We start from the raw sequence: 18,187 nt of genomic DNA, 5'->3' as shown, positions 1-18,187 counted from the left end.
TTTCACTCAATGGATAACGAAAGCCTCCGCATGCGGAGGCTTTTCTTTTGTCTTTTTTCTAAAGAACAAGTTATGGGGCAGCGCTTTGTGTCTAGCCCTTCATGCTCTTCGATAAGAAGGATAGATCAGTTCCCTTGATAAGAGCGGTATTCAAAGACTTGGCCGTGCTCATTAAAGGCATACACCGCATAACTGTCTTTCTTATCGCCATATTCCATACCCGGTGAACCCATAGGCATTCCCGGAACCGCGAGCCCTTTGGCATTTTTCGGTGGGTTAGCCAGAAAGTCTTTAATGTCTTGCGCTGGAATATGGCCTTCAAACACATAACCGCCGATCTCTGCGGTATGGCAAGAAGCTAGCTTAGGTTTTACGCCCAGTTGTTGCTTAATGCTGTCCATGTTGTCATGCAGCACTTCTTTTACCGTAAAACCATTCTCTTCCATGTGTTTGGTCCATTCGGTGCAACAACCACAATAAGGAGATTTGTGATTCACTACCTGAGTAGCAAGCGCTTGTCCTGAAAATGTAGCCAATAGGGCGAGTGTCATCATTGTGCGTTTCATGGTGTACCTCATTGAGAATGTTGATCGAAAGAAATTTTGCTCCAGCGCAGGCGATTGGCATTGCTGACCACGGTGATCGAGGAGAGCGCCATCGCCGCTCCGGCGACAACTGGGCTGAGTAAAAATCCAAACGCTGGGTAAAGCACACCCGCTGCGATAGGAATACCCAGCGTGTTGTAAATAAATGCGCCAAACAGGTTTTGCTTCATATTGCGCAGTGTGGCTTTTGACAGCTCAATCGCGCTCACCACACTGGTTGGTGATGAGTTCAAAAGGGTCATCTGTGCGCTCTCAATGGCTACATCACTGCCACTGCCCATGGCAATACCAATGTCAGCCAGCGCTAAAGCTGGGGCATCATTAATCCCATCGCCAATCATGGCGACTTTACGGCCTTGTTGTTGCAAAGCTTGAATGTGCTGCGCTTTTTGGTCGGGCAGTACTTGCGCTATCACTTGCGAGATACCGAGCTCTTTGGCAATCGCATTGGCAACCGAAGCGTGATCGCCAGTCAGCATCACGGTATGAATCCCAAGTTCATTGAGCTTACGTACCGCTTGTGCGGAGGTGGGCTTGATTGGATCGGCAATCGCTAACACGCCTTGCAACATGCCACGATAAGCCACCGCAACTGGTGTCCACGCTTGTGCTGCAAATTTTTCTAGAGTCGATTCAGCCATAGACAAATCAATGCCTTGTTCTTGCATAAAAGCGAGAGAGCCAACCAGCACGGTTTGATTCTGGTAATCGGCTAAGAGTCCACGTCCACGTTGGTTAGTGAATTGGCTGATGTCTACAGGGCGAATATTGCGCTGTTTGGCATAATCACAGATCGCTTTAGCCAGCGGGTGTTCTGATTGCTGCTCAAGGGCATAGGCTAGGGCCAGTAATTGGTTTTCATCCCCCTTCATGACATGCAGTGATTGAATACTCGGTTTGCCTAAAGTCAGCGTCCCTGTTTTATCAAACACCACGGTATCTACCTGACTTGCAGTCTGCAGTACGTTGGCATCACGAATTAAAATCCCCAGCTCTGCTGCTTTGCCGATACCCACGGTAATCGAGAGCGGAGTGGCAAGCCCCAAAGCACAAGGGCAGGCGATGATTAATACCGTGGTCGCAACGACCAACATGTAACTGGCTTTAGGATCGGGGCCATACAGATACCAAAGTGCGGCAGACAAGATGGCAATGACAACAACAACGGGCACGAAAACAGAGGAAATCTGATCGGCTAAACGAGCCATCGCCGGTTTACTGCTTTGCGCTTGTCTTACCAACTGGATAATCCGCGCCAGCATGGTCTGCGAACCAATGCCAGTAGCGGTGATCACTAAGCTGCCATCTTGGTTCAATGTGCCCGCTGCGACTTTCGCGCCGGCTTCTTTGAGTACAGGAATGGGTTCGCCCGTGAGCATGGATTCATCCAGATAAGAGTGACCAGTACTGACCACACCATCGACAGGAACTTGCTCTCCGGGTTTGATGCGCAGAGACATGCCCAGTTGAATATCAGCGACGGCGATGGATTGATCGCCTTGTTCAGTCACCAACGTTGCTTGCTGTGGTTGTAAGTTAAGCAAGGCTTGCAGTGAGCGATTAGTATTGCTTTTGGCTTTGGTTTCAATGTAATGACCCAATGAAATCAAACCAATGATCATTGCCGTTGCTTCGAAGTACACATGACGCGCTGCATCAGGGAACGTTTGCGGCCAAGCCACCACGAGCATGGAGTAAAACCAAGCAGCCCCTGTACCCAATGCGACTAGGGTGTCCATGGTCGCTCTGCCATGAGTCAGTGCTTGCCACGCATTCATAAAGAAGTGGCGGCCGGCGGTGAGCAGCAGTGCGAAACAGATGACGCCGATTCCACCCCAGACCATTTGATCACTGCTATTGCGGATCATCATATTGCCGCCAAACACGCCCCACAGCATTAAAGGCGCACCCAGAGCGATACCTAATAAGGCACTCTGTTTATGCTCTTTTTGTAAGGCTTCTAATTGCGCTTGTTGTTTGGCTTGCGGCTGCGCGGGGTCATCCAAGATCTCGGCTTGGTAGCCAGCACGTTGAATTGAGTTAAGCAGTGGTTGCGGATTGGTGAAATTGGCTTTCACCAAGGCACTTTGCTCTGCGAGGTTGACTTGTGCACTCTGCACTCCCTCAACAGAAAGCAGTGCTTTTTCCACCGATGCGACACAACTGGCGCAGGTCATCCCTTTAATAAGCAGAGAGAGCGTTTGGCTAGACGCCTCAGTGGGTTCTGTGTTCGAGGAGTTCTCAGCGTCAGGCGTGTCGGTTTCCTTCTCATCAGTAGAGGCTGCTGGCGCGAATGTTGATTCTTGTTCTGCTTCTATAGCCTGATAGCCCACTTCCGCCACCAGTGCTTTCACTTGCTCAGTGGTTAAGGTTGTAACCAGCGAAAGCCACTCTTTACTGACTTGCAGTTTGGCAATCTCTGCCTGCGCGCTGAGGTGCGTGGTCAGTTTATTCACACAGCGACCACAGTTTAAACCTTGTAGCTGATAAGTTTGCTCAGTACCGCCTTGATAACCCAGCGATTCAATACTGGTGAGCACCTCAGTTAAGGTGGCATGGGTATGCAGTTCAATCGAGGTTGGCGTCAGCGTTTCGATCTCAACGGTGAGATCTTGATTGAGTTGGCGCTCCAATTTTTGCGCACAGCCCATGCAGTTCAGGCCACGCAGCGCTAAAGCAAAATGGTTCATGATCACTCCTCCTTGCGGAATGTCCACAAGGATAAACCTTAACCTTAAGGTAAGGTCAACCATTACTTCTCGAACTCATTTTACCAAGAGTCAATTTGCCGAAAATCGTGCGTAGCATCGCGTTAACTCGGGTGTTAGAATACCGCCCAAAATTTCGCATGCTGAGCTCTCAGCAAAAGAATCTCACAAAGGTAATTCAAATGACGGTTAAAACTCGTTTTGCGCCTAGTCCGACTGGGTATCTGCACGTTGGTGGTGCGCGTACAGCACTCTATTCTTGGTTATATGCTAAAAGCCAAGGTGGTGAATTTGTTCTGCGTATTGAAGACACCGACCTAGAACGCTCTACTCAGGCGGCGGTGGATGCCATTATTGAAGGCATGACGTGGTTAGGTTTGGAATGGGATGAAGGCCCATACTACCAAACCAAACGTTTTGACCGTTACAACCAAGTGATTGATCAGTTGTTGGCAGAAGGCAAAGCCTACAAGTGCTATGCGCCGAAAGAGCTGCTGGATGAAATCCGTGCTGAGCAAGAAGCCAACAAAGAGATGCCTCGCTACGATGCGAACCATCCAAAAATCAAAGCGGTCAATGACGCGGCGAAAGAAGGCGAGCCTTGCTGTATCCGTTTCCGTAACCCGAAAGAGGGGAGCGTCGTTTTTGATGACCAAATCCGTGGCCGCATCGAAATCCGTAACGAGCAACTGGATGATCTGATCATCCGTCGTACTGATGGCACTCCGACCTATAACTTCTGTGTAGTGGTAGATGATGTCGATATGGGGATCAGCCATGTGATTCGTGGTGAAGACCACATCAACAACACGCCACGCCAAATCAACATTTACAAAGCCATGGGCGCGACCATCCCAACCTTTGCGCACTGTGCAATGATCTTGGGTGATGATGGTGCCAAGCTGTCTAAGCGCCATGGCGCGGTTTCTGTAATGCAATACCGTGATGACGGCTACCTGCCAGAAGCGCTGCTGAACTACTTAGTGCGTTTAGGTTGGGGGCATGGCGACCAAGAGATCTTCTCTCGCGATGAAATGATCAACCTATTCAGCCTTAACGCAATTTCAAAATCAGCGTCAGCGTTTAACACTGACAAACTGCTGTGGTTGAACAACCACTACATCAAGACTTCAGAACCTGAGTATGTGGCGAAACACCTTGAGTGGCATTTCGAAAACCAAGGTATTAACAAAGCGACCGGTCCTGCTTTAGCAGAAGTGGTGAAGTTGGTGGGGGAGCGTTGCAATACCCTGGTTGAGCTCGCGCAGCAATCACGTTACTTCTACGAAGATTTTGCTGAGTTTGATGCTGATGCCGCGAAGAAACATCTACGTGGTGTGGCGAAAGAGCCATTGATGCTAGCTCTGAGCAAGATCGAAGCGCTGACAGAATGGAATACCGAAGCGCTGCATCACGTGATCGCACAAGTGTGTGAAGAGCTTGAGATCGGCATGGGTAAAATCGGTATGCCACTGCGTGTTGCCGTGACTGGCGGTGGTCAATCGCCTTCTGTGGATGCGGTGATGAACTTGATTGGTCAAGAACGTGTAATTGCACGTATCAAAATGGCACTAGAGTACATCGAAACTCGTGAAGCGAATACATAGTGGTTTGATTGCATAAAAAGCCAAAGCCGCAGAACAAACTGCGGCTTTTTTATTATCCTTTGAAGTCTTGTTCTAATTCTACCGTTTATAGTTAAGGGTATGTGTTCTAGTCTTTTCTCATTTTTAGCAAAGACGTGACAAAATAATAACCGAAAGGCTCTTTTTCTTTTTATTTCATCCGCTATAGTGATGCCGACAAAAAGGTGATCTGGCTCGAGTACGAGTTAACCTTTTTGAACGGTCGAGGATCAGCGTATAACTCTCGACAATAATCATAAAGAAAAAAGGAAATACCATGAAAAAGCTAGCGGCAATTATTTCAGCGACGTTACTTTTTGCTTCTTCTGCGGCAGTGGCAGAGGTGTATGTCGGAGGTAAGGTCGGTAAATCTTGGTTGGATGACGCGTGTCTAGCTGGTCAATCTTGTGAAGATGATGATCAGGTTGTAGGCGCGTTTCTGGGTTACCAAGCAAACAAATGGCTCTCTCTGGAAGCAGGCTACGACTACTTAGGTAAGTTTACTGCAGATGGACTGGCTAATGAGAAGGTACAAGCGGTAACGCTAGCACCAAAACTCAGCATTCCTCTGACCGAAGGTATTGCGCTGTACGGTAAAGTGGGTGGTGCTTATGTTGATTACGGCAGCAAGGACGACTACTCATATCTAGGTGCAGCAGGCCTAGAGTTCAACACTAACCACAATGTCACTATGCGTTTGGAATACCAAAACCTGACTGACATTAATAACGATACACTACGTGCGAGCGCAGAAACCGCTACACTCGGTATCGCTTATAAGTTCGGTGGCAGTGAAGAGCCAGCACCAGTGGTAGAACAGCGTCCAGCTGAGCCTGCACCTGTTGCGGCACCAGTCGAGAAAGTGGCAGTCACCAAAACCTTTACTTTCCAACATCTGGATAGCAGCACATTTGCTACCGCAAGTGCTGAGCTAAAACCAGCAACGGTTCAGAAATTGGATAAAATTGTGGGTTACCTAAACCAATATCCACAAGCAAAAGTAGAAGTAGTTGGTCACACAGACTCAACAGGTTCTGAAGCTTACAACCAAAAACTGTCTGAGCGTCGTGCTCAAGCAGTAGCGAAAGCACTAGAAGCTCAAGGTATTGATGCATCTCGTATTTCAGCTAAAGGTCTAGGCGAAAGCAGCCCAATCGCTTCTAACGCGACAGCAGAAGGTCGTGAGAAGAACCGTCGTGTTGAGCTAGTGATCCCTGAATTCCAGTACCAAGTTACTGAATAATTCACGGTAATCATCAAGATTCAATCTACAAAGGCCCATTCGGGCCTTTGTTTTTTCTGGTGATAACAAAAATCGAGTCGAAAGGTTTTATTTTAGGTCGATACTGTTTAAGCGTCCCATAAACACCAAAATATCTAAGCAATCTTTATGTGCGGCCAATAGGGCTTTTTTGGTTTTCGTGTAGGCGGCCAGTTTTCCGTGTTTATTGATGGAGCAGACCACGCTGCGGAAGTGGCATTTACCTTGTTCATCGTATTCTCGCCAAGCCGCAATATAACAAGCGTCTCTTGCCGTGGGGTTATCCAAGGTCGGCCTAGGTTTATGGATGATTTTGGGTTCTAAGCTGTGTGGTAAGCGAGTCATCAAGTAAGGATCTTTTAGGATTCTGCGCCAAAATTTGCCCCACATGGCGGAACCCAATTCGTTGCGTAGCAAAATCGCTTTCTTCAATCCTTTCTTTTCACCAAGCCGTACAAACCCGACTGAGCGATGTAAAACCTTATCGTCAGGGGTATGAATATGAATTTTATACGCGGTTTTCGCTTTGGATATAAAGCGGTGTCCGGTATTCGTCTCTAGGTTACTTTTCGACATGACGTGTTTTATAAATAAAACTGTTAATAGTAATAATAGAGGCTTTTGGCTAGCACGAGAAGAAATGTGCTGTAGGAATGACCAAAGATTGACATAGTAAGCTTTACTCTGACCTTGTATCCTCTTCCTACTTGAAGCAGTAGCGGTGTTGGCTACGTTCGCCCCCAATCACAGTGTTTATCTATATTCATGGAGATGAACTCTCTTGTCGCCTACCTGCAACTCCAAGTCGTTTGGGTATAGTGACGCAATTTACGTTTTCGCTTCTCTCTACTTCCCCTGCAACGCTCTTTCTATCTAAGCAATGTATTTATAAATGCAAATGAGAATGCTTTACATTTGATTTTTGAATTATTAAGATTCTCAATGATGTACGTTCTATGCAACTCAGTGTCTTGGTTAAACCGTGGCTCAGTGCATTGTTACTGTATGTTCGTCGGAATACTTGCAATCAAGCGCATGGACTTGAGTCATGGTTTAGCAGTGCTGTTTTGTTTTGCCGCGTACTTTTTCGTTCTGGTATTTGTCATTGAAAACGAAGGAAGCCTCTCATCTCCATACTGGCCTGAGCGCAGTGTAGTGGTTAATTTAGACTTAAGGAGAAATTCAAATGGCAGCTTTATGCCCAGCGCGAGTCAGTGTTGCAGAGAACAAAAAGTTTAAATTGCACACCTTGTCAGCGGTGATGATGGGGCTTTTTACGGGCAGTTTTGCCTATGCGGAAACGCAGAATACGAGTAATCAAGAGCAAGAAATGCCCGTGTTGGTCGTGATTGGCGAAAAAACACAACGCAGCATTTATGAGACGAGCGCGAGTGTCGAAGTGTTTGATCAAGATACGATTGAGAGAACACCCGGCGCAACAGAGATTGATGATCTCCTACAACTGATCCCAAACCTTGTCGATTCGGGTCAAAGCAACAATATGCCCACGATTCGCGGTATCGATGGCTCGGGGCCTTCTGTTGGGGGCTTGGCCAGTTTTGCTGGCACATCACCTCGCTTAAATATGTCGATTGACGGTCGTTCACTGACTTATTCTGAAATTGCTTTTGGCCCTCGTTCACTCTGGGATATGCAGCAAGTGGAGATCTATTTAGGGCCACAGAGCTACATTCAAGGGAGAAATACCTCGGCGGGCGCGATTGTGATGAAGTCTAACGATCCTACTCATCATTTTGAAAGTGCGGTAAAAGCAGGTATTGGTGAAAGCGATTATTCGCAAACAGCGGGTATGATCTCTGCACCTATTATTCAAGATGAGTTGGCATTTCGTTTGAGTTTTGATCAGCAGAAGCGCGATAGTTTTGTCGATCTTGCTGCTTTTGAACCCGCGGGCGATCCTAAAAAAATCGAGATGAATTCGGTGCGCGGTAAGCTGCTGTACGAACCTTCCGCACTGGATGGTTTTAAAACCACGTTAACGCTCTCTCATATGGATTCTCGTGGGCCACAAACAGAAAACATTAATGTGGCGGGTAACGAAGCCTTCCGACCGGTTTATGAGACAGCCTCGTTCACGACGGCGTGGGATATTATCTGGCATCTCAACGACCTCTTCACTTTTGAAAACAATCTGGTGTATGCCGATTTCAGCTATGACCGTTATACCAATCCCAATAGCCGAGGCGATTTCAATACCGATGGTAAAGAATTCCATATCGAACCGTTATTACGCTATATCGCACTGGATGGTAGCGTGAATGCCCTAATCGGGGCGCGTTACTACCAATCTTCACAAGATGATATGTACATTGATGCGGCCAGTGCATATCCGATGGATGGCCGCACTAAAGCCAAATCCGTTTTTGCGGAAGTCACTTATGCGTTAACGCCTTCTATCGATGTGAATTTGGCTGGGCGATTTGAAAGAGAGCAGGTTAAGCGAAACGTCTCGCACCCAAGATACAAGCTTGATTACGATGAAACATCCAGCGTATTTCTGCCTAAGATCGATGTGGCATATACACCAGTACAAGGGCAGACTTATGGGATTAAAGCGGCTAAAGGTTACAATGCGGGTGGGGCAGGACTAGCCTTTAACTCAATGCAATTTACAGGTTTTAGGCCTTACGAGTTTGAACAGGAATCGATTTGGAACTATGAGTTTTACACCCGTCACCGTTTCAGCCATTCTGTCGAAGTGTTGACTAACCTTTTCTATAACGATTTTGACAGTATGCAGATGACGCAAACCACATCCAGTGGTGATGTGTTTATCGCAAACCTTGATGAAGCGAGCACTTATGGCGCTGAAATCGGGTCACGTTGGTATGCGACCTCTTCACTCGAACTTTTTGCCAACCTAGGGCTTTTGAAAACCGAGTTCAAAGAAACCACCGGAAACACCAAAGAGCTGCCTCGTGCACCGAAAATGTCAGCCAATGTTGGTCTACTTTATGATTTTGGCCAAGGGTTTGAGTTCAGTAGTAATGCGGCTTATACCGGAAGCTATTTCTCGGAGAGTGGCAATTCAGAAAAATTTGCGATTGACTCATATTGGGTTGCCAATGCTCAGTTAGCCTATGTTTTTGAGCATGGACGAGCAACCTTGTATGCCACTAACTTATTGGATTCTGATAAAACAACGCTCTATCTCTCAACCAATAATACGCTTGACCAACTTAAACAGCAGCCTCGCATGATTGGTGCATCGGTGCAGTTGAATTTCTAAATGATATTTCAAATGGACTGAAACAAAACAACGCCTCTAAGTCAGCTGAGAGGCGTTTTTTTATGTTCACATTTAAGTCTTGAGCTGGGCTCTCGAGGTTAAACCATATCCTAAGAATCTGGGATCCCTTGGTTAAGTTGAACGACTGTTGTGTAAAGTTTGTTAATGATATACATTCTCATTTGATTTGATTATTTACAGGGTCGAACCACTGTTTTTCAACTGGGGCAGAACGTTGGGAGGATTGAGTGAATGACACTCCCTGCAAGGTTGGCTAAGGCATAAGATAAATTAGGTGAAAGAATGAGTAACGAAGTCGAGCGCGTTTATCCGAGATTACTGGATTTTGTGCGTAAAAAATATGTATCAAAAAACCTACTTCGAGTGACACTGACTGGTGAGGATTTAATTGGATTCCCCGAAGATCAAAATGGGTCACACATTAAGGTTTTTTTCCCTAATCAGGCGAGTGGCATACTCCAATTACCGATTCGTGAGGGTGATAAAGTCATTTGGCCAGAGCATAAACCCGTTCCGCGAGCGTATACCGTGAGACAATACCGAGCACAGAGTAATGAGCTTGATATCGATTTTGTTGTGCATGGAGAAGGAACACCGGGTGGTGGATGGGCGCTAAAAGCTCAAACAAGTTCACAACTCGGTTTGATAGGTCCCGGTGGGCCAGACCCTCTTATCGAGCCCGCGGATTGGCATATTATGGCTGGCGATCTCTCTGCTGTGCCTGCGATCAGTGCCATTTTAGAAAAAATGCCCAGTCAGGCCAAAGGTTATGTATTTCTTGAAGTGGATGATATTGAAGATAAGCATGATATCTCCCATCCAGAACAGATGGTGATTAAGTGGTTAGTGCGCGATCCTAATCAGGCGCAATCCGTTTTGGCGATGGCGATTAAACAACTGCCAGTACCGCAAGGCGCTGAGTCGCTTTCTGCTTTTGTGGCAGGGGAAAATGAGAGCGTTATTGCGTGTCGTAAAATTTTGCGAAATGAATATCGAATCGCAAGAGATAAGATTTACGCCATTCCTTATTGGAAGCGCGGTAAAAACGAAGAGGCGTACCACGAAGAGCGCCATGTGGTGATGGATGAAGAGTTTTAACCTCTGACTCAGCACGGATTTCATTCACCTTGCCTGTTAATGTGGTAAGCCCCATCAGGGGCTTACCAACCCCTCTCTTTTCCCTTCCTACAAAGCTTCTGATGTGTTGGCTGCGTTCGTGACTTTTTCAATCTCGAGGCTGACCGATTTCGTTCTTTACATGTAATTGATAATGATTATTATTAACTGAATTTTACACATTAATGCGTTGTAAGACGATGTGTACCAAGTAAAGGGATGAATCTGTGGGTTTAAAGATGAAAGAAATGACAGCAATGCAAGCGGCTTATTGGCTAGGGCGTCAGCACGACTGCTTGCTCGATGGTGTGGCCGCGCATCTCTACGCCGAATTTGATGGTCAAGCATTAAATCGACAGGCGCTAACGGAAGCTGTACGTGCGCTGTACGCGAAACATCCCATGTTACGTTTAGCGATCACCAAGGATGGACAGCAGAAGATCTTGCCGCTCTCGACTTTCCATCAGCTTAAAGTGGATGACCTATCCCAATGGAAGCCAGATGAGGTGGAGTCTTTTGTGCATACTAAGCGCCAGCGAATGACCCATCAGATGCTCGATTTAACGCAGGGAAACCCGATTGAGATCAGCTTGACTCTGTTGCCTGCAGGCAAACACCGATTGCACATTGATGTGGACATGATTGCGTGTGATGCACAAAGTTTTCGGCTGTTGGTGGACGATCTTACCTCACTCTATTTAAAGGCCACAGAGCATCGATTAGAGATCATTGAGTCTGATGTGGTGACTTTTTTCCAATATCTTGATGCTCAGCAAGCCGATCGCGCTTTGGCAAAACGCAAAGAGGTGGATAAGAAATGGTGGCAAGAGCGTCTTGCGACGATTCCCGCCGAGCCAAGTTTGCCTTATCAACCCTTGCCAACAGATGCCGTTAGCGCAAACAGCCAAAGGTTTGCACACTGGTTCACTCCAGTGGAGCGCAAAAGGTTGGCCGAGGTTGCGCGGCAACATCATCTCACACTGACCCAACTGACATTGGCACTCTTTTCACAAGTGATTGCCAATGCTTGCCAAAAGAGACATTTTCGACTCAATGTGCCTACATTCCATCGCGGCAATCGCTCTTTGGATATTGAACACACGATCGGCGATTTTTCCAATTTGCTGATTTTTAGCGCCGATGTGGGAACGACTCAAACCCTGTTGAGCCTGTGTCAGCAAACGGCTAACCAACTGCATCAATTACTTCGCCATGAAAGCTATTCAGGGGTTAGCGTGATGCGCGATTTATCGCGACAACAGGGTGGGGTGCAGCGTTCACCGATAGTCTTTACCTCAGGCATGGAAATGCGAGACGAGGAGATCTTTTCCGATCGTGTCACTCAGCATTTAGGGCGTATGAATTGGGTGATTTCGCAGGGAGCGCAGGTGACTCTCGATGCGCAAATTGCTCCGGCTTATGAAGGGATTTTGCTCAATTGGGATGTGCGAATGGAAAACTTCGCTGATAAGGACATCACAGCGCTTTTCGCGCATTACGTTGATTTGCTCCGCAGTGTGGCGCTGCATCCTGAGATGATGCAGCAAAGCGTACAACAGATTGACGCGCAACTCGGTTATGTTCGCCGCGAGTCGATTCAGGAGATGCCACTGACCCCTTTACAACAAGCTTACTTGCTAGGTCGCTCAACCCAAATTGCCTTAGGCGGCGTTGCGATGCATGAGTTTCGTGAGTATCGAGGTCACATCGACACTCAGTCACTGCACAGCCGTATGCTCTATCTCGTTGAGCATATTCCTGCCTTGAGAACTCGCATTGATCAAGAGAAATGGATTCAGTGGGTCTCTCCTTGCATAGCGTTAAATTGGCAAGCCATCGATTTACAGCATCTTTCCCGCGAACAAGCCTTATTAGCGGTTGAGCCAGTTAGGCAGCAATATCAACAGCGGATGCATGATTTAACGCGCTCGCCTTGGCAAATCTGTGTGGTGCAACTGCCAACAGGAGAGCAAGATGAGTTCAGCTCCATCGTCTTGACCAGCTTTGATGCTTTGATTGTCGATGGTCGCACCCATGCGCTTATTCTTGCTGCGCTACTGGGAAGCGAAGAACCCGATATTGCTCAGATGGTGCAAAATGCTCGTAATACTCAGTCCATCTCGCCGCAATGGGCCTCCAAAAAAGCGCAAGATGAAGCGTATTGGAAAAGCAAACTTCATCCTGATTGCCCGCCGCCAGCACTGCCTTGGAAACAAACATTAGAGACGATCACTACGTCTCGTTATGCGCGCGAAAGCTTGCAAATACCCAAAGAGAGTGTTGGTAAGCTCAATCGATGCGGCATTGAAAATGGCTTATTTCTCAATTCCTTGCTGACAGCAACCATCTTGGACGTGCTCTCCTATTGGACAACCGAAATCGGGATGCGAGTGGGTTTTCCGGTATTAATCCCAAGCAGTAATGCGATTGATGGCAATGAGTCATCCTTTGTGATCTTAGAGCATGAAAAATCCACCCAGAGTTTGCTGAGCCAAGCGAGCAAGCTACAGCGTGAGATGCTAGAGGCTCTTGAGCATCTTGCTTTTTCTGGCGTCGATCTTAACCGTCTGTTGATGAATCAAGCGCCGCAAGCACTGGTGCTACCGGTTGTGTTAACCAATGGGTTGTCTTGGAAAACCCTGAATCCAGAGGACGCTGTCACTCTGTTCGATGGGGTAACGCAAACTCCGCAGGTGGCTTTAGATATTCGCTTGACTTACGACGAGCAGAAAAACCTCATCATCAGCTTTGATTATGCTTTAGCGGCTTTAGAGACTGAGCTTATCCGCAAGATGTTAAGTGCCTTACATCATCGCTTGAATCAGATCACTTCGTCAGCATCATTGGCCGCGCCGCTTGAGCCATGTATCGACCTTTCACACTACCGTTTTAATAGCGATGAGTCGGTCAGTCACGATTCCGATTTTCTTGCCAAGTTAGCGCAGCAATTGTTTGTCCGCACAGAGGACAAAACCGCTGTGATCTGCGGGGAACAAACCCTCTCTTATGCTCAATTGGGTGAGCAGGTTCAGCGCGTGATGTGGCAGCTCAAAGCGCGAGGGTTGACCACAGGAAATGTTCTCGCCATTTGCTTACCACGCAGTGTTGAACATGTTGTCATCAGTTTGGCTTCTGCGCTTTCGGGGATTATCTGGGTACCTATTGATGCTGCGTCTCCCAAAGAGCGTCTGGATTACCTTTTAGAAAATTGTCACGCTGATCTGGTGGTGATGGATAAGCCCTGTGAGTTTAGCAATGTGATCGCTTTTGATGCCTTGATTGAGCCTGTCTTATTCGCCGATGGAGTACCTGACGTTACACCACTCGATCAATTAAACCGATTAAGTCAAAGCCAACAAACGGCTTATTATCTTTATACCTCTGGCACTACGGGCAAACCTAAGTGCGTGGTGGTCAATAATCAGGCGACCTCGAATGTGATTGGTCAAACGGGCCAAGCGTGGCATCTCACCAGTGAGGATGTGGTGATGTCTGTGACGCCATTGCATCATGACATGTCGGTGTTTGATCTCTTTGCCACCTTGAGCTTCGGAGCGACGTTAGTGCTTCCCGCTGTGCATCAAGAAAAAGATGCGTTGCAATGGAATCGCTTAATTGAGCAGCATCAAGTGACGATTTGGGTCTCTGTCCCCGCTATTTTGGAGATGTTGCTCTCTTGCACTCAAGCTGGGCAACTACACTCGCTTCGTCTGGTTGCCCAAGGGGGCGATTACATCAAACCTGCCACCATCGCCCAATTACGCGCTGGTTCAAATCCGCCGCGGTTGATCTCTTTGGGCGGTCCTACCGAGACGACGATTTGGAGCATCTGGCATGAGCTGACGGAGGATGATGTTAGCGTGATCCCATATGGTCGGCCGTTGGCGGGAAACCGTTATTTCATTATGGATGAGATACAACGCCATGTACCGCAAGGTGTGGTCGGCCGTATCTTCACTTCTGGAGTCAATTTAGCGCAAGGTTATCTTGAAGACGGCGAACTGAAACAAACCGATTTTGTCACCGTATTGGATGAGCATGGCCACCCTGTGCGCGCGTTTCGAACGGGCGATCAAGGCTACTACCGCGCGGACGGCAATATCATTTTTGCTAGCCGCATCAATGGTTATGTGAAAGTTCGTGGGGTACGAGTGTCACTGCCGGATATCGAAAAGCAGCTGCAAACTCATCCGGCGCTCGCGAGCGTGGTGGTGGTCGATTATACCGATGTCAATGGCGATACCGCTTTAGCTGCATTATTTAGCGTTAAACCTCAGCAATCAGCATCGAGTCAGGCGTTACGAGAGTTTGCCAAACAATCGCTACCGTCTTCGCATATTCCGAGTCGGTTTATTGCTTTAGAGGCTTTACCGCTTTCTGCGAATGGCAAAGTGGATCGCAAACAGTGCCAAGCGTATGTTCAGCGACAATCGATCTCTGTTGAACCAGTACGTCAACCGAATCAAAGTCAACCTCTCTCACCACCTACCTTGTCATCGGCTTCCTTGAGTGAGTTTGAACAGCGAGTCTGGCGAGAGCATCAACGACATGGTAACGGACGCAATCAATATGCGACTGCTTATCGATTGAGCGGAAAAGTGCATATCGCGCGCTTAATCACAGCGCTCAGCCAGTTGCCGAATCATTTTCCAGTGTTAAACCGACGCTATGTGCTTGATGAGGCATCCGGCTTAACCTTGTACTCGGTGAAGCCAACTCCGCTCGAGATCCATTTTGAGCATGTTGAGTCAATGGATGAGGCGTTTGAACATCTTGTGCGATGGCAAAATCAGCCGATGGATTTAGCCAAGCAAGCTGCGCTAAGTTTTTGCTTGTTGAGTTTGGGGAGCGAAGAGCGAGTGCTTGGGGTGATAACCCACCAAATAATCAGCGAGCAGTGGGATTGGCGGCGCGTATTTGAGTGCGTAACCCATGGGTATAACCAAATCACCTGTGATATCGATCCTGTGATGGAGGGGGAGGATCTTTCCCTCGGCTTTACCCCAGTGATGCCGCAAACGCCATTATCCCAAGCGTTGTTGCCTTGGTTACAGCCTGCGAGTCACGCTACATTAATTGAGCAGAGCTTACCGAGCGCAAATAGCGCCATCAATACGCTTTGCAGTCGTAAATATCGGATTGCCCTACACTGCGGTGTACTGGCGGAGCATGGTTTAGCGCAGCCGGATAAGCAGGAAGTGCTTGCACTCATCGCCGCGCTATTTGCGCGCTACCTTGCCGCAAGTGCGAAACTTGGCCAATTTGAGCTTTACGTTCCGCATGATGTGGAGCGCAAAACGCGCGAGCTGAATGGTTCTATGATTGAAACCCAGTTAGTGCATATCGCCCTTAAAGGCTTTGAGCGTCCGCTTTCGCAACTGAGCCAAGAGATCTTGGATTCGATGCGCCAGCCGTTAATGAGGGGAGGAGTCGCTAGCGAAACTCACGCCTCTGCCGCAGCCTTGGTGACTTGGTTAGTGGATCCTTCAGTGCATCTACAATTGGAGGGTTTGCGCTGCGAAAAAATGCTTTTTGCAGCCATGCACCCCAAATTTGAAGTCGCGTTGGGGGTTGGGCTTAATTGCCAAGGCGCTCTAGTACTTGAGCTGGCGTTAGATGCCTCGGTTTCCCCTCATGTCGGAGCCTACTTGCTTGAGCAATTTGTCGCTGCGATAGGTGGGCGAACAATGCCTTCTTCGACAACCTCATCTTCTCATGTCTCAGCCATTGAGTTGACGTCAAACAATCCGCCGAAAGCAAACGATGTGCATGTGACGCTGGCAGAGCCTGAGCTTGAATTGAGCGCTGTAAATTCCTCTGCGGTTGAAGAGTGCATTTTGGCTGAGTTTCGCTCAGCACTTGGTGTTGCCGAGATGACGGCAGAGGATGATTTCTTTGATTTTGGCGGACATTCCCTGATCGCAACGCGAGTCATTGGTCGCTTGTTGAGCGAGCAAGGTATTGAACTGCATATCAATGATATGTTTAGTTTCCCTAATGCCAAGCAACTGGCGCAGCAAGCCGTACTTCACCGTAAACCCACCAGCACATCATTCGCAGTGAGTGAGGTGGTAGAGTCGTCCAAAGCGCCTTTGTCGTTAGCACAAGCCTCTTTATGGAAGGCGATGAGCAAATACGCCAAGTTTGGTTTGACCCACATCTTCAATCTTCCGTTTGCGCTTAAATTTTTAGATGAGGTCGATGAGCAAGCATTTGGTGAGGCTTTTCACTGGCTTTTACTGCGTCATGCTGGGTTACGAACCCACTTTGGTCTAGAAGATGGGCAGCCTTACCAGCAAGTGATCGAGGCCAGCCATATTGAAGATTACCAGTGGTTCTGGACGTCTAAAGATAACGCAGCCCAATCCGTGGGCAGACTACTGGTGCAAGAGGCCGAGCACACCTTTGACCTGAGCCAAGAATTGCCACTTCGACTCAATTTCGTACGTGATGAACAGACGGGGACGCAATATCTTTCACTTCTGTTCCACCATATTGTGTTGGATGAGTGGTCGATCAATATTTTGATGGATGAATTAGCACAGGCGTATCAACACAGTGTGCAAGGTACTCGTCCACAGTGGCAAACGGAACCTTTACCTTTCCATGAGTTTGCTCGCAAGCAGCGTTCTTCGGCATTCAATCAAACGCATCTTAACTATTGGTTAACCAAGTTTGCCGGTGTGCCTTGGGCACAGCCTCTGTTTGCTGCGGATCATCCTTTAAGTAACAGCACTGGAGTCGATCTTGGAGAAGGCGGCTGGGTCGAAATAAAATTGCCGAAATCAACCATGGTATCGCTGTATCAATTGGCTAAAGCACGCCATGCTTCGTTGTTTAACGTGATGTATGCGGCGATTTCTGCGTCGGTACATTGTCTCGGCGCACCAGAAAAGCTGCTGGTTGGCACACCTGCTTCCGGTCGGCTGGATGCCGAGTTTTTCGACACAGTCGGTTATTTCACTACCATGGGCGTTCAGTTGGTGGATTTCACGAAAGTACAAACGGTGTGGCAACTCATCGAGCAAGTGAAAAACAGCATTAACCAGTCGATGCCATACACAGATATTCCGATCGATCTGATTGAAGAAGGGCTCAAAGGTGTTGAGCATGAGACGGAAGGTCACATGTTTGAGGTCTTTATACAACTGCATGCAAAAAATAAGCTGCATGGAGAGCTACCGTTGACAGAAGGGCATGCGATCCGCTTCCAACAAGTCGATCCCGATAAAAGTGAATCCGGCTTAGGTTTACAGTTTGAAATTTTAGAAGAGAGGATCGAGCAAGAGCAGACGTTGAGAGTCATGATGAGTTATATGTCGAAACACTATAGCCCAGCTCAAGTCGCTCTGTTGACCAAGGTGACCAGTGGCATGTTTGAGCGGTTTGCCGATGGTATTGCACAAGATATTGCACTGCCGACGCTGAAAAAGCAGGTGAGGCAGCTTGAAGATGAAGCTTGTCGCTCTCAGTCCATGGGGTAGTGTTTTTGTGTCGTGACTCGATATCGTAGTGGTAGGGAATAGGGGGCGAAGGGCGATATTGGCTCCCCCTTTATGACAAGCCCTGAAGTGCCAGTCGTGGCAGTTCAGGGCTTGAAC

The 18,187-nt window shown here is 47.9% G+C and carries 8 protein-coding genes; 5 read left to right on the top strand and 3 right to left on the bottom strand.

Going from position 1 to position 18,187, the window contains the following annotated elements; translation table 11 throughout:
- Positions 1–125: 125 nt before the first annotated feature.
- Both GOU96_RS01285 and copA read right to left on the bottom strand, forming a co-directional pair.
- A complete protein-coding gene (locus GOU96_RS01285; RefSeq protein WP_000831719.1) occupies positions 126–566 on the bottom strand; it encodes a DUF411 domain-containing protein in 441 nt (146 codons plus the stop codon).
- A gap of 8 nt (positions 567–574) precedes the next feature.
- Entirely contained in the window at positions 575–3,295 is a 2,721-nt protein-coding gene (gene copA, locus GOU96_RS01280; RefSeq protein WP_267781315.1) for a copper-translocating P-type ATPase CopA, read from the bottom strand.
- Positions 3,296–3,495: 200 nt separating this feature from the next.
- Here copA and gltX point away from each other — a divergent pair, with 200 nt between their 5' ends.
- Both gltX and GOU96_RS01270 read left to right on the top strand, forming a co-directional pair.
- The gene (gene gltX, locus GOU96_RS01275; protein WP_042988545.1) at positions 3,496–4,920 is read left to right on the top strand and encodes a glutamate--tRNA ligase; all 1,425 of its coding nucleotides are present in this window, start codon (positions 3,496–3,498) and stop codon (positions 4,918–4,920) included.
- A 295-nt stretch (positions 4,921–5,215) separates the two neighbouring features.
- On the top strand, positions 5,216–6,181 hold the full coding sequence (locus GOU96_RS01270) for an OmpA family protein (protein WP_000731534.1): 966 nt from the start codon (positions 5,216–5,218) through the stop codon (positions 6,179–6,181).
- 87 nt (positions 6,182–6,268) lie between these two features.
- Here GOU96_RS01270 and GOU96_RS01265 read toward each other — a convergent pair whose 3' ends face one another.
- Positions 6,269–6,775 (bottom strand): Fe3+-citrate ABC transporter substrate-binding protein, encoded by a 507-nt coding sequence (locus GOU96_RS01265; protein ID WP_001895039.1) that lies wholly within the window; start codon positions 6,773–6,775, stop codon positions 6,269–6,271.
- Between the two features lie 610 nt (positions 6,776–7,385).
- Here GOU96_RS01265 and GOU96_RS01260 point away from each other — a divergent pair.
- The 3 genes from GOU96_RS01260 to GOU96_RS01250 all read left to right on the top strand — a co-directional run bounded on the left by GOU96_RS01260 (position 7,386) and on the right by GOU96_RS01250 (position 18,070).
- A complete protein-coding gene (locus GOU96_RS01260) occupies positions 7,386–9,449 on the top strand; it encodes a TonB-dependent siderophore receptor (protein WP_248326290.1) in 2,064 nt (687 codons plus the stop codon).
- A 303-nt stretch (positions 9,450–9,752) separates the two neighbouring features.
- Positions 9,753–10,568 carry a siderophore-interacting protein gene (locus GOU96_RS01255; RefSeq protein WP_267781312.1) on the top strand — a complete coding sequence of 272 codons (816 nt, stop codon included), beginning with the start codon at positions 9,753–9,755 and terminating at the stop codon, positions 10,566–10,568.
- Between the two features lie 245 nt (positions 10,569–10,813).
- Complete coding sequence (locus GOU96_RS01250; RefSeq protein WP_267781310.1) at positions 10,814–18,070, top strand: non-ribosomal peptide synthetase; 7,257 nt, start codon at positions 10,814–10,816, stop codon at positions 18,068–18,070.
- Positions 18,071–18,187: the final 117 nt, after the last annotated feature.

It is taken from the genome of Vibrio sp. R-1 (assembly GCF_035615595.1).
Lineage (GTDB): Bacteria > Pseudomonadota > Gammaproteobacteria > Enterobacterales > Vibrionaceae > Vibrio > Vibrio cholerae.
This window is presented reverse-complemented; position numbering and strand designations above follow the sequence as displayed.

Coding starts and splice junctions, on each gene's coding strand:
- GOU96_RS01285 (WP_000831719.1), bottom strand. CDS start 566: ATGAAACGCACAATGATGACACTCGCCCTATTGGCTACATTTTCAGGA.
- copA (WP_267781315.1), bottom strand. CDS start 3,295: ATGAACCATTTTGCTTTAGCGCTGCGTGGCCTGAACTGCATGGGCTGT.
- gltX (WP_042988545.1), top strand. CDS start 3,496: ATGACGGTTAAAACTCGTTTTGCGCCTAGTCCGACTGGGTATCTGCAC.
- GOU96_RS01270 (WP_000731534.1), top strand. CDS start 5,216: ATGAAAAAGCTAGCGGCAATTATTTCAGCGACGTTACTTTTTGCTTCT.
- GOU96_RS01265 (WP_001895039.1), bottom strand. CDS start 6,775: ATGTCGAAAAGTAACCTAGAGACGAATACCGGACACCGCTTTATATCC.
- GOU96_RS01260 (WP_248326290.1), top strand. CDS start 7,386: ATGGCAGCTTTATGCCCAGCGCGAGTCAGTGTTGCAGAGAACAAAAAG.
- GOU96_RS01255 (WP_267781312.1), top strand. CDS start 9,753: ATGAGTAACGAAGTCGAGCGCGTTTATCCGAGATTACTGGATTTTGTG.